This window comes from Limimaricola litoreus (assembly GCF_024159025.1).
GTDB lineage: Bacteria > Pseudomonadota > Alphaproteobacteria > Rhodobacterales > Rhodobacteraceae > Limimaricola > Limimaricola litoreus.
The window spans coordinates 1-15206 of sequence record NZ_JAMYXC010000170.1 but is presented as its reverse complement, the minus strand read 5'-3'; the positions used below and the strand labels follow the sequence as shown (position 1 = coordinate 15206).

General features: G+C 68.3%; 14 protein-coding genes and 1 pseudogene. 8 read left to right on the top strand and 7 right to left on the bottom strand.

Features of this window, described 5'->3' with window-relative positions; translation table 11 throughout:
• Positions 1–28 precede the first annotated feature (28 nt).
• The 3 genes from NHG85_RS11290 (at position 29) to tsf (ending at position 2810) form a co-directional block, all read left to right on the top strand.
• Positions 29–898, top strand: a complete 870-nt coding sequence (locus tag NHG85_RS11290; RefSeq protein WP_253332440.1) for an NAD(P)-dependent oxidoreductase — start codon at positions 29–31, stop codon at positions 896–898.
• Positions 899–1055: 157 nt separating this feature from the next.
• Positions 1056–1841 carry a 30S ribosomal protein S2 gene (gene rpsB, locus NHG85_RS11285; RefSeq protein WP_253332438.1) on the top strand — a complete coding sequence of 262 codons (786 nt, stop codon included), beginning with the start codon at positions 1056–1058 and terminating at the stop codon, positions 1839–1841.
• 93 nt (positions 1842–1934) lie between these two features.
• On the top strand, positions 1935–2810 hold the full coding sequence (tsf, locus tag NHG85_RS11280; RefSeq protein ID WP_253332436.1) for a translation elongation factor Ts: 876 nt from the start codon (positions 1935–1937) through the stop codon (positions 2808–2810).
• 336 nt (positions 2811–3146) lie between these two features.
• Here the strand turns inward: tsf and NHG85_RS11275 are convergent, their stop codons facing one another.
• Positions 3147–3908: a helix-turn-helix transcriptional regulator gene (locus NHG85_RS11275; protein ID WP_253332434.1), complete on the bottom strand. Its 762-nt coding sequence runs from the start codon at positions 3906–3908 to the stop codon at positions 3147–3149.
• A 149-nt stretch (positions 3909–4057) separates the two neighbouring features.
• Here NHG85_RS11275 and NHG85_RS19715 point away from each other — a divergent pair.
• Positions 4058–4183: pseudogene (locus NHG85_RS19715) on the top strand (helix-turn-helix domain-containing protein); the annotation flags it as partial.
• Between the two features lie 40 nt (positions 4184–4223).
• Here NHG85_RS19715 and NHG85_RS11270 read toward each other — a convergent pair.
• On the bottom strand, positions 4224–4652 hold the full coding sequence (locus NHG85_RS11270) for a MerR family transcriptional regulator (protein WP_253332432.1): 429 nt from the start codon (positions 4650–4652) through the stop codon (positions 4224–4226).
• Between the two features lie 143 nt (positions 4653–4795).
• Between NHG85_RS11270 and NHG85_RS11265 the strand changes: the two genes are divergently transcribed.
• The 4 genes from NHG85_RS11265 to NHG85_RS11250 all read left to right on the top strand — a co-directional run bounded on the left by NHG85_RS11265 (position 4796) and on the right by NHG85_RS11250 (position 10449).
• Positions 4796–7009 carry a heavy metal translocating P-type ATPase gene (locus NHG85_RS11265; RefSeq protein ID WP_253332461.1) on the top strand — a complete coding sequence of 738 codons (2214 nt, stop codon included), beginning with the start codon at positions 4796–4798 and terminating at the stop codon, positions 7007–7009.
• Between the two features lie 72 nt (positions 7010–7081).
• Positions 7082–9415 (top strand): Tex family protein, encoded by a 2334-nt coding sequence (locus NHG85_RS11260; RefSeq protein ID WP_253332430.1) that lies wholly within the window; start codon positions 7082–7084, stop codon positions 9413–9415.
• Between the two features lie 85 nt (positions 9416–9500).
• Positions 9501–9854: a hypothetical protein gene (locus NHG85_RS11255; RefSeq protein WP_253332428.1), complete on the top strand. Its 354-nt coding sequence runs from the start codon at positions 9501–9503 to the stop codon at positions 9852–9854.
• Positions 9847–10449 carry a DedA family protein gene (locus NHG85_RS11250; protein ID WP_253332426.1) on the top strand — a complete coding sequence of 201 codons (603 nt, stop codon included), beginning with the start codon at positions 9847–9849 and terminating at the stop codon, positions 10447–10449. The genes NHG85_RS11255 and NHG85_RS11250 overlap by 8 nt, the downstream gene beginning before the upstream one ends.
• Positions 10450–10462: 13 nt before the next feature.
• Here NHG85_RS11250 and phoB read toward each other — a convergent pair whose 3' ends face one another.
• The 5 genes from phoB to pstC form a co-directional block, all read right to left on the bottom strand.
• Entirely contained in the window at positions 10463–11152 is a 690-nt protein-coding gene (gene phoB, locus NHG85_RS11245; protein ID WP_253332424.1) for a phosphate regulon transcriptional regulator PhoB, read from the bottom strand.
• A 4-nt stretch (positions 11153–11156) separates the two neighbouring features.
• Entirely contained in the window at positions 11157–11867 is a 711-nt protein-coding gene (gene phoU, locus NHG85_RS11240; protein WP_253332422.1) for a phosphate signaling complex protein PhoU, read from the bottom strand.
• A gap of 12 nt (positions 11868–11879) precedes the next feature.
• Complete coding sequence (gene pstB / locus NHG85_RS11235; protein WP_253332420.1) at positions 11880–12674, bottom strand: phosphate ABC transporter ATP-binding protein PstB; 795 nt, start codon at positions 12672–12674, stop codon at positions 11880–11882.
• A 26-nt stretch (positions 12675–12700) separates the two neighbouring features.
• On the bottom strand, positions 12701–14044 hold the full coding sequence (gene pstA / locus NHG85_RS11230; RefSeq protein ID WP_253332418.1) for a phosphate ABC transporter permease PstA: 1344 nt from the start codon (positions 14042–14044) through the stop codon (positions 12701–12703).
• Positions 14041–15206: phosphate ABC transporter permease subunit PstC (gene pstC, locus NHG85_RS11225; RefSeq protein WP_253332416.1), on the bottom strand; the 1166-nt coding region annotated here is incomplete at its 5' end. The genes pstA and pstC, both read right to left, overlap by 4 nt.

The following is a 15206-nucleotide window of genomic DNA, read 5'->3' as shown; positions in this document are numbered from 1 at the left end:
GAAAGCCCCAGGAGGCAGGGAGAGCGCAATGGCGAAGCTGACGTTTTTGGGACTGGGCGTGATGGGATACCCCATGGCGGGGCATCTGGCAAAGGCGGGCCACGAGGTGACGGTCTACAACCGGACCGCCGCCAAGGCCGAGGCATGGGCCGCCGAGCATGGCGGCCGGCACGCCGCGACCCCGCGCGAGACGGCGCAGGGGGCCGAGATCGTCTTTGCCTGCGTCGGCAATGACGACGATCTGCGCGCCGTCTGCACCGGCGATGACGGCGCATTCGCGGGCATGGAGGCGGGCGCGCTCTTTGTCGATCACACCACCGTCAGCGCCGCGGTGACGCGCGAGCTGGCCGGGCAGGCGGATGCCCAGGGGCTCGGTTTCGTCGATGCGCCGGTCTCGGGCGGGCAGGCGGGGGCCGAGAACGGCCAGCTGTCGGTGATGTGCGGCGGCGCGCAGGATGATTTCGACCGGGCCGAGCCGGTGATCGACGCCTATGCCAAGATCTGCCGTCGGCTGGGCGAGAGCGGCGCGGGGCAGCTTGCCAAGATGGCCAACCAGATCGCCATCGCCGGGCTGGTGCAGGGGCTTTCGGAATCGCTGGCCTTCGCCGAGAAGGCCGGGCTCGATGGCCGCGCGCTGGTGAAGGTCATCTCGCAGGGGGCGGCGGGAAGCTGGCAGATGGTCAACCGCCACGGCACGATGCTCGACGACCAGTTCGAGCACGGCTTTGCGGTGGACTGGATGCGCAAGGATCTCGGGATCTGCCTCGACGCTGCCGACGAGCTGTCGGTCAGCCTGCCTGTGACGGCGCTGGTGGACCAGTTCTACAAGGAGGTGCAGCAGATGGGCGGCGGCCGCTGGGACACCTCGTCGCTGATCAAGCGGCTCAGGCGCGACTAACCGGGGTTGCCTTTGCGGGATCATGGCGCTAAGGGCAGCGCACGATCAATCCCGCAGGCGGGGGCGGGCCACGGGCGGGAGACATCCCCCGGGGTCCACCGGTTGGGGCAGCCGCCCTGATCCTCCGCCGAGGCCAAACCGGAAAAAGGTTACAGACATGGCTCTTCCCGAGTTCTCCATGCGTCAGCTGCTCGAAGCTGGCGTGCACTTCGGCCACCAGACCGCCCGCTGGAACCCGCGGATGTCCGAGTACATCTACGGCGCCCGCAACGGCATCCACATCATGGACCTGACTCAGACCGTCCCGATGCTGGACAAGGCGCTGCAGGTCGTGCGCGACACCGTCGCCAAGGGCGGCCGCGTCCTCTTCGTCGGCACCAAGCGCCAGGCTGCCCAGCCGATCGCCGACGCCGCCGAGAAGTCCGCGCAGTTCTACATGAACCACCGCTGGCTCGGTGGCACGCTGACCAACTGGCAGACCGTGTCGCAGTCGATCAACCGCCTGCGCGCCATCGACGAGGCGGCCGAGCAGGGCTTTGCCGGCCTGACCAAGAAAGAGCGTCTCGGCATGGAGCGCGAGCAGGTCAAACTGCAGGCGTCGCTCGGCGGCATCCGCGAGATGGGCGGCGTGCCGGACCTTCTGTTCGTGATCGACGTCAACAAGGAAGACCTGGCGATCTCCGAAGCCAAGAAGCTCGGCATCCCGGTCGTCGCCGTCGTCGACACCAACTGCTCGCCCGCTGGCGTGGACTACGTGATCCCGGGCAACGATGACGCCGCCCGCGCGATCGCGCTCTACTGCGACCTCGCCGCCCGCGCCGCGCTCGACGGCATGAGCGCGCAGCTCGGCGCCGCCGGCGTCGACATGGGTGCCATGGAGCAGTACACCGAAGAGCAGCTCGCTGCCGGTGCCGAAACCGAAGCCGAGGCCGCGGCCCAGTAAGGGCCCGCCCGGCCAGGGCCACTGGCCCTCCCGGACGATTGCCGGGCGCGGATCACCGCGCCCGGAATCCATTCAAATTCTAGGAGAGACGCAATGGCGATCACCGCGAGCATGGTCAAGGAACTGCGCGAGAGCACCGGCGCAGGCATGATGGACGCCAAGAAGGCGCTGACCGAAACCGATGGCGACATGGAAGCCGCGACCGACTGGCTGCGCACCAAGGGCCTGGCGAAGGCCGCCAAGAAATCCGGCCGCACCGCCGCCGAGGGCCTCGTGGCCGTCGCGGTCGAGGGTGGCCGCGGCGTCGCGATCGAGCTGAACTCGGAAACCGACTTTGTCGCCAAGAACGCCGATTTCCAGGCGCTGGTGTCGAAGATCGCCAAGGTCGGCGTCAAGGCCAACAGCCTCGACGAGCTGAAGGCCACCGATCTCGACGGCAAGCCGGTCGAGACCCAGGTCACCGACGCGATCGCCAAGATCGGCGAGAACCTGACGCTGCGCCGCATGGCGATGATCGAAGGCGAAAAGGTCGTCACCTACGTCCACAACGCCGCCGCGACCGACATGGGCACGATCGGCGTTCTGGTCGCCTTCTCAGGCGGTGACGAGGCCTTCGGCCGCCAGATCGCGATGCACATCGCCGCCGCCAACCCGGCCGCGCTCGGCGAAGCCGATCTCGACCCCGCGATCGTCGAGAAGGAAAAGCAGGTCCAGATGGACATCGCCCGCGAAAGCGGCAAGCCCGAAGCCGTGATCGAGAAGATGATCGTCGGCCGGATGAAGAAGTTCATGGCCGAGTCGACGCTGCTCGGTCAGGCCTTCGTGGTGAACCCCGACCTCACCGTCGAGGCCGCCGCCAAGGAAGCCGGCGCCACCATCACCGGCTTCGTGCGTCTCGCCGTGGGCGAGGGCATCGAGAAGGTCGAGGAAGACTTCGCCGCCGAGGTGGCCAAGGTCGCCAAGGGCTGAGTCCCGGCTTCAAAGCCCGAAAATTGCAGACGCCGCCCGCATCGCGGGCGGCGTCTTGCGTTGTGCGATGGCAGGCCGAGGGGGCAGGGTGGCGCAATCGCTGCGATGGGATTGGGGCAGTATGCACATGAAAGTGCCGCGCCCGGCGGCGACGGACGCGGCGATCTCATGCTGAATTCCGACCTGCTGCTGTCGGAGGCGGCCCGGCCCGTTCGATCATCTCGGGGGCGGCGCCACGGTCATAACGACCATCACTCGTGAACATCACAACCATGTCACGACTCGCGATTCTCTGGAAGTCAGGTAAACTAGACCCTGCCGCGCCTTAATTTTGCCTTAAGTATAGAGTTGGGAAAATCGCAGAGCGCGCGCGATGGCCTGCGCCGTGCTCGTGGCATCGAGCGCCTCGCGCGCCAGCCGCAGGTGCTTGTCGACCGTGGCCGCGCTCAGCCCCAGTTCTTCGGCAATCTGATGCACCGTTAGACCGGCCGCCACGCGACGCAGCACTTCCTTCTGGCGCGTCGTCAGCCGGAAGCCATCGGTATGGACAAGCTGAAATCTCTGGTGAAACACATGGATCTGCGCTTCGATCTCATCGCGTTTTCGCAGCCAGAGCCGATCGAGCCTGCATTGCGGCAGATCGGGGCGCGCCACCAGCACCAGCGTCGCATGCGTCCGGTTGGGCAGCATCGGAAAGCTCAGCATCACACCGGCGCGCACCTCATGCATCCGGTTGAGTTCCCGCAGTCGCGCTTCGCTGACCGGATCGCCGGGGGCCAGCGTGGTCTGGCGGCTCCACAGCAGGGTGCCGCCGTGGTTGCGCGCCCAGATGGCGTAGCGGGTGTCGAGGTAGAGGTCGTCCGCGATGAAGCGGCGGGTATAGGCCTCACCATGGCTGCTGCGCAGGATCCAGTTGGACGGGACCTCCGGGCCGGGTTCGGCCAAAGCGGTGAAGCCGTAGAGCAGGCGGTCGAGGCCGTAGCTGCGCATCCTCTCGCAAAACAGAGCCCAGAGCCTGTCGTCCTGCGCCAGCTTGCACGCGTCCGAGATGAACGCGAGTGCCGAGTTGCAAACCGGGGCCTTGGACGAGATGTGCATTTCTTATGGTATCATTTTAGGATCAGGATCCAACCTTGCTGATATATATTACATAATCTTCATTATGAGATATTGGTTATGGCTTGAGCGGATTCACGTTCGAAGTTCAACTTCCGTGTGGAAACAAATGGTTACATGGATAGGAATTGATGGGCACCCGCTACGCGGATTTGGACATCAGAGAGTGCCAGAAACCCGCGCGATGGCGGGAAGCGCAATTGCCGATGAAAGAGATCGCATTGCGTCTCGGCCGCGCCCCTTCCACACTCTATCGAGAGATGCAGCGCAGGCGCGGACGCCGGGGCGAGCCCCGCCCTAGGGTGCCGGCGCGGCGTGATCGGACAGGCATTCCTCGTGGTCGCGCAGCACTTCGAGGATACGGCAATCGGCCACCCGGTCGGCGTGGCATTCCGCGATCATGCGGTGCAGCTCCGCCCGCAGCGCCTCGAGCCGGGCCAGCCGCGCTTCGACCTCGGACAGCTGCCTGCGCGCGACCGCGTCCACCTCGGCGCAGGAGCGTTCGGGGCTGTCGGAGAGATCCAGCAACTCGCGGATCGCTTCCAGCGAAAAGCCAAGCTGCCGCGCGTGGCGGATGAAGGCCAGCCGGTCGAGCTGCGCATTGGCGTAGCGGCGCTGGCCGCCCTCGGTCCTTTCCGGCTCGGGCATCAGCCCGATCTGTTCATAGTAGCGGATGGTCTGCACCTTGGTGCCGGTGCGCCTGGCCAGAACGCCGATGGGCAGCATGGGCCTCTCCTTCCTGTCATTGCGGGCCTGTCATCGCGAGAGACCCCGCAGGCCCGCGTCGAAGGACAGCGAAACCCCTTGAAGCTACACCCGCTGTAGGTCCCATATAGCGTCCCGGATAGGGAATCACCATGGAGAGGCTCATGTCGGCGGATGACGCAGCACGGCGCGAATGGCACGTGACGGGCATGGATTGCGGGGCCTGCGCGGCCAAGGTGCGGGGCGCGGTCGAACGCCTGCCCGGCGTAGAGGATGTCGACGTCGCGCTGATGGCCGAGCGGCTGCGCCTGCGGCTGGAGGGGGACAGCACTTCTCCCGAAACCATCGAAAAGGCCGTGCGCAAGCTCGGCTTCGGCATCGCGCCGAAGGGCGCGCAACCAGAGCGGCCAAAGGGCGGCTTCGTCCTGCCCGAAGGCGCCTTTCCCGTTGCCGATCGAACGCCGGACTTCGATCCGGACGAAGCGACCCGGCGCGAGGAGGCGCAACCGCCCGCGTGGCACGAGACCGGCAAGGGCCGTTTGGTGATCGGCACGGGCGCGCTGCTCGCCATGGCCTGGGCCGCGCGGTTGGCGCTGCCGGCCGGGGTCTCGCACTGGGGCTTCATCCTCGCCACGCTGATCGGGCTTTGGCCCGTGGCGCGGCGCGGCTTTGCCATGCTGCGCGCGGGCATGCCCTTTACCATCGAGATGCTGATGACCATCGCCGCGGGCGGCGCGCTGGTGATCGGCGAGGCCGAGGAGGCGGCGCTGGTCGTCTTTCTCTTTGCCGTGGGCGAGCTGCTCGAAGCCGTCTCGGCGGGCAAGGCGCGCGAGGGCATCCGCGCCCTGTCCCGGCTCGTGCCGCGCACCGCGCGGCTTGAGGCCGATGGCGGTGTGCGCGAGGTGGCTGCCGAGGCGCTGCGCATCGGACAGATCGTCCAGGTCCGCCCCGGAGACCGCGTGCCCTGCGACGGCGAGGTGCTGAGCGGCACGTCGGGCGTCGACGAAAGCCCGGTGACGGGCGAAAGCGTGCCGGTCTTCAAGGCGCCGGGCAGCGATGTCTTCGCGGGCACGATTAACACCGAGGCCCTGCTGCGCCTGCGGGTGGCCAAGGCGGCGCAGGACAACACCATCGCCCGCATCGTGCGGCTCGTGGAAGAGGCCGAAAGCGCCCGCGCGCCGACCGAGCGGTTCATCGACCGGTTCAGCTGCGTCTACATGCCCGCCGTGGTCGGCGCGGCGCTTCTGGTGGCGGTGCTGCCGCCGCTGCTCTTCGGCCAGCCCTGGGGCGAATGGACCTACCGCGCCCTGGCGCTGCTGCTGATCGGCTGCCCCTGCGCGCTGGTGATCTCCGTCCCCGCCTCGATCGCCTCGGCGCTTTCGACCGGGGCGCGCAACGGCCTCTTGATGAAGGGCGGCTCGGTGATCGAGGCCGCGGCCCGGACCACCCATGTCGCCTTCGACAAGACCGGAACGCTCACCCATGGGCGGCCGAAGGTGACGGAGCTGGAGGCGACCCTGGGCGACGAGACCGATCTGTTGGCGCTGGCGGCCGGCGTGGAGAACGGCGCGAGCCACCCGCTGGGCCGGGCGATCTGCGCCGAGGCGGAGCGGTTTGGCATCCGCCCTGCCCTCGCCCGCGATGGCCGCGCCCTCCCCGGCAAGGGGGCGGAGGCGGTGATCGACGGCATGACGGTCAGCGTCGGCTCGCCGCGGCTGGCGGAGGAGCGTAGCGCGCTGCCGGAGGCGCTCCGGACCCGCGTGGCGGCGCTGGAGGCCGAGGGGAAGACGGTGGTGATCGTGCTCAGAGGCGATGCGGTGCAAGGCATCATCGCCCTGCGCGACGAGCCGCGCGATGACGCGGCGCAGGCGGTCGCGCAGCTGCGCGCCATGGGGATCGCCCCGCTCATGCTGACCGGGGACAACCCGCGCACCGCGCAGGCCATCGCCCAGGGGCTCGGCATCGAGCATCGCGCCGGGCTGATGCCCGAAGGCAAGGTCGCGGTCATGCGCGCGCTCGCGCCCGAGGCGCGGGTGATGATGATCGGCGACGGCATCAATGACGCGCCCGCGCTGGCCGCCGCGCATGTGGGTCTGGCCATGGGATCGGGCACCGACGTGGCGCTGGAGACCGCCGACGCGGCGATCCTGCGCGACCGGGTCGGGGACGTGGCGGGCGCGATCCGCCTGGCGCGCGCGGCGATGGGCAATATCCGCCAGAACATTGCCATTGCCCTGGGCCTGAAAGCGGTCTTTTTGGTGACCACCCTTCTGGGCATCACCGGCCTGTGGATCGCCATTCTCGCCGATACCGGCGCCACCGTGCTGGTGACGCTGAACGCGATGCGGCTTCTCGCCTTTCGGCCTTCGCGCGGCTGAGGGCATCGCCCTGCCCTTTCGCCGCAAGGCCCGCGCGCGTATGAGAAGGTCCGAGCAGAGGAAAGGACGATCATGGACCGCGCCAGCCGCATCAACCGGACCATCGCGCAGGAGATCGGGGCGAACGCGCCGCAGGTCGCCGCCGCGATCAGGCTTCTCGACGAGGGCGCGACGGTGCCCTTCGTCGCGCGCTACCGCAAGGAAGCCACCGGCGGGCTCGACGACGCGCAGCTGCGCACGCTGGCCGAACGGCTGGGTTATTTGCGCGAGCTGGACGACCGGCGCGACGCGATCCTGAAATTGATCCGCGAGCAAGGCAAGCTCACCGAGACGCTGGCCCGCGCGATCGATGCCGCCGACACCAAGACCCGGCTCGAGGACATTTACCTGCCCTACAAGCCCAAGCGCCGCACCAAGGCGATGATCGCGCGCGAAAACGGGCTCGGGCCCCTGCGCGATGCGATCATGGCCGACCGGAGCCGGGACCCCGAGGCGCTGGCCGCGGCCTATCTCAATGATGCGGTGCCCGATGCGAAGGCCGCGCTCAACGGCGCGCGTGACATCCTCACCGAGGAGCTGGCCGAGACCGCCGACCTCTTGGGCGAGCTACGCGGCTTCCTGCGCAAGGGGGCCATCGTCACCGCCAGCGTCGTTCCGGGGCAGGAAGAGGCCGGGGCCAAGTTCTCGGATTACTTTGATCATTCCGAGAAATGGGCGGCGATGCCCTCGCACCGCGCGCTCGCGATCCTGCGCGCCATGAAGGAAGGCGTCATCCGCTTCGACATCGGCCCCGACAAGGAGGTCGGCGCGCCGCGCTGCGAGGCGATGGTCGCGGCAAGGCTGCGTCCGTCGGGCAACGGGCCGGGCGACCGCTGGCTGCGCGAGGTTGCGAGCTGGGCCTGGAAGGTGAAGCTTTCGACCACGATGATGACCGAGCTCGTGGCCGATCTACGCGCCCGCGCGCATGAGGAGGCAACGGCCGTCTTCGCGCGCAATCTCAAGGACCTGCTGCTCGCCGCCCCGGCGGGTGCGAAACCCACGCTGGGCCTCGATCCGGGCATCCGCACCGGGGTGAAGGCCGCGGTGATCGATGCGACGGGCAAGCTGCTCGCGACCGACACGCTCTACCCCTTTCAGCCGAAAAAGGACGTGCGCGGCGCGCAGGCGGCGATTCTGCGGATGATCGAGGCGCATGGGATCGAGCTCATCGCCATCGGCAACGGCACCGCCTCGCGCGAGACGGAAAAGCTGGTCGCCGACACGCTGGCGCTGCTGCCTGCCGAGGCGAAGACACCGACCAAGGTCATCGTCAGCGAGGCGGGCGCTTCGGTCTATTCGGCCTCCGAGCTGGCCTCGAAGGAGTTCCCCGGTCTCGACGTGTCGCTGCGCGGGGCGGTTTCCATCGCCCGGCGGCTGCAGGACCCGCTGGCCGAGCTGGTGAAGATCGAACCCAAGAGCATCGGCGTCGGTCAGTATCAGCACGACGTCGATCAGCGCCGCCTGTCGAAATCGCTCGAAGCGGTGGTCGAGGATGCGGTGAACGCCGTGGGGGTCGATCTCAACACCGCCTCCGCGCCGCTGCTGTCGCATGTCTCCGGCCTGACCCCGGCGCTGGCGGAGGCCATCGTCGCGCATCGCGATGAGACGGGCGCCTTCGCCAGCCGCAAGGACCTTTTGAAGGTGGCGCGTCTCGGGCCGCGGGCCTTCGAGCAATGCGCCGGTTTTCTGCGCATCCGCGACGGCAGCGAGCCGCTCGATGCCTCATCGGTCCACCCCGAGGCCTACGGCGTGGCGCGGCGCATCATCGCCGATTGTGGTCGCGACCTGCGCGCCCTGCAATCCGATCCCAAGACGCTGAAGGAGGTGCGGGCCGAGGCCTATGTCGACGACCACTTCGGCCTGCCCACCGTGCGCGACATCCTCGCCGAGCTGGAAAAGCCCGGCCGCGATCCGCGCCCCACATTCAAGACCGCTACATTCGCCGAAGGCGTCGACGAGATCGGCGACCTGCGCGAGGGCATGAAGCTCGAAGGGACGGTGACCAATGTCGCGGCCTTCGGCGCTTTCGTCGACATCGGCGTGCACCAGGACGGGCTCGTCCATGTGAGCCAGCTCGCGGATCGCTTCGTCAAGGACCCGCACGAGGTGGTGAAGGCGGGCGACGTGGTGCAGGTGCGGGTCACGGAGGTCGACGTGGCGCGTAAGCGCATCGGGCTGACCATGCGCAAGGACGGCGGCGCTTCGGCCAAGGAGGACCGCAACGCGCCCGGCCCCCGGCGCGGTGATGCGCCGAAAAAGCCCGCCAAACCGCCGCGCAAGGAGAGCCGACAGGCGAGCGCGCCCGCGCGCGGCGATCAGACCGGCTCCTTCGGCTCCGCCCTGATGGAGGCGATGAAGAAGCGCTGAACCAAGGCGGGCGGCGGGTGGCGTCCGCCGATTCCCGGTGCCATAACCATCCGGTCACCGGGTGCAGCCGCGAGGTCACGGAAAGATGTCGCGAAGACTGACGAGCTTCCTGCGCCGCAACCGCGGCCCGCTGGCGCTGCTGCTGCTCGCGGGCGCGGTTGCCGTCTGGCTCGCCTTCCGCATGGTGGCTGACTTCCTTTATTTCCACGATCCGGCGCATCGCGACGTCGAACTCAGGGGGTGGATGACACCGCGCTACGTGGTCGAGACCTACGACCTGCCCCCGTCGCTGGTGAGCGAGCTGCTCGATCTGCCCGCGCAGGGCCCGCGCAGGCGGCGGATGCGGCGCATCGCGGCGGATCTCGGGCTCACGCTCGAAGAGCTGACCGACCGCGTGCGCGCGGCGGCGGCCGAATACCGGCAGGCGCGCGATGACTGAAACGTTGCTCGGCCTCGTGCCCGATTACGGCGCCATCGTCGTGGCCGCGGCGGTGTTTCTCGCCTGCCTCGCCGTGCCGCTGCCGGCCTCGATCCTCGTGCTCACGGCCGGCAGTTTCGCCGCCGTGGGCGACCTGTCGATCGGGATGGTCGGCGCGGCGGTGTTCGGCGCTTATGTCGCGGGCGATCAGGCCGCCTATCTCATCGCCAGCACGGCGGGGCGGCACATCATGCCCCGGCTGCGGGCGCGCGACAGCCTCGCGCCGGTCCTCGATCGCAGCGAGGCGCTGATCCGGCGGCGCGGCGCGCTGGCGGTGCTGCTGAGCCATACGCTGCTCAGCCCGCTTTGCCCCTATGTCAGCTATCTGAGCGGTGCGGGCGGGCTGGCCTGGGCGCGGTTCACCCTTTCGGCCACGGCGGGCGCGCTGATCTGGACCGGCGTCTATCTCGGCCTGGGCACATTGTTCGCCACGCAGCTCGAACAGGTGTCCTCGCTGCTCGCGAATTTCCTCGGCGTGATCCTCGCCGCCGCCCTCGGGCTGGGCAGCCTCGTCCTGCTGCGCCGGCGCTGGCGGCAGCAGGAGCTGGCCGACTGACCCGCTGGGCACCCTACCCCAGCGCGTAGCCCGCGCCGCGCACCGTGCGCAGCGGATCACCGCCGCCATGCGCGCAGAGCGCCTTGCGCAGCCGGCCGATATGCACGTCGACGGTGCGCGTGTCGACATAGACATCGCGGCCCCAGACCCGGTCGAGCAGCGCCTCGCGGCTCCAGACCCGGCCGGGCCGTTCGAGGAAGGTCGCAAGCAGGCGGAACTCCGTCGGCCCGAGCTTTATCGGCTGGCCGTCGCGCTGCACGCGGTGCGTCTCCGCGTCGAGGGTGATGTCCTCGAAGCTCAGCGTTTCGCCCACGCCCGCGGGGCGCGTGCGGCGCAGCTGGCTCTTCACCCGCGCCATCAGCTCGCTCACCGAATAGGGTTTGACGACGTAGTCATCGGCCCCCGTTTCGAGCCCGCGCACGCGGTCCACCTCCTCGTTGCGGGCCGAGAGCATGATGATCGGCAGGCTTCGCGTTTCGGGCCGCGCCTTGATGCGGCGGCAGATCTCGATGCCGGTGACCCCCGGCAGCATCCAGTCGAGCACGATCAGATCGGGGGTCTCCTCGGCCACCATGAGCAGCGCCGCGTCGCCATCCTCGGCCTCCGTGACGCGAAAGCCCTCGGATTCGAGGTTGTAGGCCAGCACCGCGCGCTGCGACGGTTCGTCCTCGACGATCAGCACGTGGGGTTTCACCTCGCGCATTGTCTCACTCCGGCTGCGGCACGTAGGAGGTGTTGTCGCCCTTGGGGCGGTCCTCGTCGGGCATCTGGCCGGTGGTGAGGTAGATCACCTGCTCGGCCATGTTGGTGGTCAGATCGCCCATGCGCTCGATGTTCTTGGCGATGAAATGCAGGTGCATGCAGGCGGTGATCGCGCGCGGGTCCTCCATCATGTGGGTCAGGAACTCGCGAAACAGCGCGTTGTACATCTGGTCGACCTCCTGGTCGCGCTGCAGCACCTCGGCGGCGAGAGCCGCGTCGCGGTTGACGAAGGCGTCGAGCGTGTCGTTGAGCATGTCGCGCACCTCGCGCGCCATGCGCTTGAGCGCCGCGTCCGAGCCCTCGATCGGGTTCAGCTCGGCGAGGATCGAGGTGCGCTTGGCCATGTTCTTGGCGTAATCGCCGATCCGCTCGAGGCTGGCGGCCAGCCGCAGCACCGAGAGGATCACCCGCAGGTCGCGGCTGACCGGCGCGCGGATGGCGATGACGCGGGCGGCCTCTTCGTTGACCTGCTCTTCGAGCGCGTCGATCGCCTTGTCGCCGCGGCGCACCCGTTCGGCGTTCTCGATGTCGCGGTCGGCGAGGCTTTGGGCCCCGTCGAGGATCGCGGCCTCCACCAGACCGCCCATCTTCAGGATCAGCGCCTGGATGTTCTCGAGATCGCGGTCGAAGGCCGAGGCGATGTGCTGCTTGTCCATGTCCCTGCTCCCTTACCCGATCCGGCCCGAAATGTAGCTCTCGGTGCGGCTGTCCTCGGGATTGGTGAAAATCTTGCCCGTCTCGCCGTATTCGACGAGATGGCCCAGATGAAAGAACGCCGTGCGTTGGCTCACCCGCGCGGCCTGCTGCATCGAATGCGTGACGATCACCACCGAGAAGTTGCGGCGCAGCTCGTCGATCAGCTCCTCGACCTGTGCCGTGGCAATCGGGTCGAGCGCCGAGCAGGGCTCGTCCATCAGCAGGATCTCGGGCTCGGTCGCCACGGCGCGCGCGATGCACAGGCGCTGCTGCTGCCCGCCCGACAGCCCGGTGCCGGGAGCGTGCAGCCTGTCCTTGACCTCGTCCCAGATCGCGCCGCGGCGCAGCGCCTTCTCGACGATGTCGTCGAGCTCGGCCTTGTTTCGGGCCAGCCCGTGGATCTTGGGGCCATAGGCCACGTTGTCGTAGATAGATTTCGGAAACGGGTTGGGCTTTTGGAACACCATGCCGACCTTGGCGCGCAGCTGCACCGGATCGACGCAGGGGTCGTAGATGTCGGCCTCGTCGATCCGGATCTTGCCAGTCACCACCGCGCCGGGGATGGTGTCGTTCATCCGGTTGAGGCAGCGCAGGAAGGTCGACTTGCCACAGCCCGACGGGCCGATGAAGGCGGTGACGGTGCGATCGGCGATGTCGACATCGACGCCCTTGATGGCATGGGTGGTACCATAGTGCACATGCACGTCGCGGGCGGTGATCTTGGTCTTGTCGGTCACAACATTGTCCATGGGTCGCATGTCGTTCATGTCCGGGCCTCCTGCCCTTTGCGCGCTCACCAGCGCCGCTCGAAGCGGCGGCGCAGCAGCACCGCGATGAGATTCATGGCCAGAAGGAACACCAGCAGCACGATGATGCCGCCCCAGGCGCGTTCGTAAAAGGCCGGATCGGCCCGCTTGGCCCATTCGTAGATCTGTGCCGGCATGGCGGAGTTGGGGCTCAGGAAGCCCTCGGCCACGCCGTCGGGATAATTGGTCGCGATATAGCCCACCATGCCGATGAGCAGCAGCGGCGCGGTTTCTCCAAGCGCCTGCGCGAGGCCGAGGATGGTCCCCGTCAGGATGCCCGGCATCGCCAGCGGCAGCACGTGATGCGTCACCGCCTGCATCTTCGACGCACCGACGCCGAGGGCCGCGTCGCGGATGGAGGGCGGCACGGCCTTCAGCGCGGCGCGGGTCGAGATGATGATGGTGGGCAGCGTCATCAGCGTCAGCACGAGGCCACCCACCAGCGGCGCCGATTGCGGCAGATGCATGAACTGGATGAACACCGCGAGGCCGAGGATGCCGAAGACGATCGAGGGCACGGCGGCGAGGTTCGAGATATTGACCTCGATGATGTCGGTCAGCCGGTTCTGCGGCGCGAATTCCTCGAGATAGATCGAAGCCGCCACGCCGATCGGCAGCGACAGCGCCAGCACCACCATCATCATGAAGAACGAGCCCAGCATGGCGACGCCGATGCCCGCCTGCTCAGGGCGCGAATCCGAGGCATCGGCCCCGGTGATGAACGCCCAGTTGAAGCGTTTTTCGACCACGCCCACGTCACTCAGCGTATCGACCAGGTCGAGATGCGCGGCGTCGAGGTTCTTGTCCCGGGCGAGGCTTTCGCGGCTGACGCGGCCCTTGAGGTAGCCGTCGACGCGGCTGGAGGCGAGCAGATCGAAGCCGACGGTCCGGCCGATCAGCTCCGGGTTGGCGAGCACACGGTCGCGGATCTTCGCGGCAGCGGACTCCGACAGGATCTTGGTCAGCGCCTTGCCGTCGAGATCGGTCTCGATCCCCTCGCGCGCCACCAGATCGGTGAGCGCCGCCTCGATCAGCGGCTTGTAGCCGAAGGTCGAGACCTTGGCGATCTTCTCGGGGTCGCGGTCGCCGTCCTTGTCGAGCTTTTCTTCCAGAAGTGGCACGTCGAGCTGCACGTAGGTCTGGCCGAAGGCGGTGAGCCCGTTCGACAGGATCGCCCAGAGGAGCGCCGCGAGAAAGGCCATGCCGATGGCCAGCGCCGTGATGCCGTAAGCCTTGAAGCGGGTCTCGGCCCGGTTGCGCCGCTTGGTGCGCGCGTCGGTGACGAGCAGCGCGCCATGCCGCGCCGGGGTGTCGTTGGAGATATCGGTCATTCGTACTGCTCCCTGTAGCGGCGCACGATCCACAGCGCGACGACGTTGAGCGCCAGCGTGATCACGAAGAGGGTCATGCCGAGGGCGAAGGCGACGAGCGCCTCTGGCGAGGAGAAATCGGCGTCGCCGGTGAGCTGGCTCACGATCTTGGCGGTCACGGTTGTCATGGCGTCGAACGGGTTCATCGACAGCCGCGCCGCCGCGCCTGCGCCCAGCACCACGATCATCGTCTCGCCGATGGCGCGCGACGCCGCGAGCAGCACCGCACCGACGATGCCCGGAAGGGCCGCGGGCAGCACCACCTGGCGGATCGTTTCGGAGCGGGTGGCCCCCAGCCCGAGGCTGCCGTCGCGCAAGCTCTGCGGCACGGCGTTGATGATGTCGTCCGACAGCGAGGAAACGAAGGGGATGAGCATGATGCCCATGACGAGGCCCGCGGTCATCACCGCCGTGCCGCCCTGCATCCAGCCAAGCCCGAGGTAGCCGCCGCGCCCGAAGGCCTCGACCAGAAGCGGGCCGACGGTCAGCAGCGCGAAGAGGCCGTAGACGATGGTCGGGATGCCCGCCAGCATCTCCAGCATCGGCTTGGCCCAGCTGCGGAGGTTCCTGTGGGCATATTCCGCGAGGTAGATCGCGGCGAAGAGCCCGATCGGCACGGCGACGACCAGCGCGATCAGCGAGATGTAGAGCGTGCCCCACAAGAGCGGCAGGATGCCCAGCTCGGAGCCGCCGCCGAAGCTCGGGCTCCATGTGGTGCCAAAGAAGAACTCGGCCGCCGGGTAGAGGCGGAAGAATTCGACGGTGTTGAAGATGAGCGCCAGCACGATGCCCACCGTGCTCAGGATCGCGATCAGCGCCGCGCCGATCAGCGCGCCGCGCATCGCGCGTTCGACGGCGTTGCGGGCCCGAAAATCGGGCCGCGCGCGCGAGGTGCCCCAGGCGGCCCCGACCAGCGCGAGGCCGATCACCGCGATGTCGCGCAAAAGCTTGCCCATGCCGCTCACCCGCTGCCAATGCAGCGCGGCGTCGCGCGTCGCGGGCGTCACGTCCGAGCCGAGCGCCACGCCCTGCTCCGCCATGGTGGTGCGCAGCTCCTCGGGGGGCAGCGCGCGCGCCGCCTCGGGCGTCAGCCGCCCCGAACGGGCGGCGGCGTCGAGCCCGG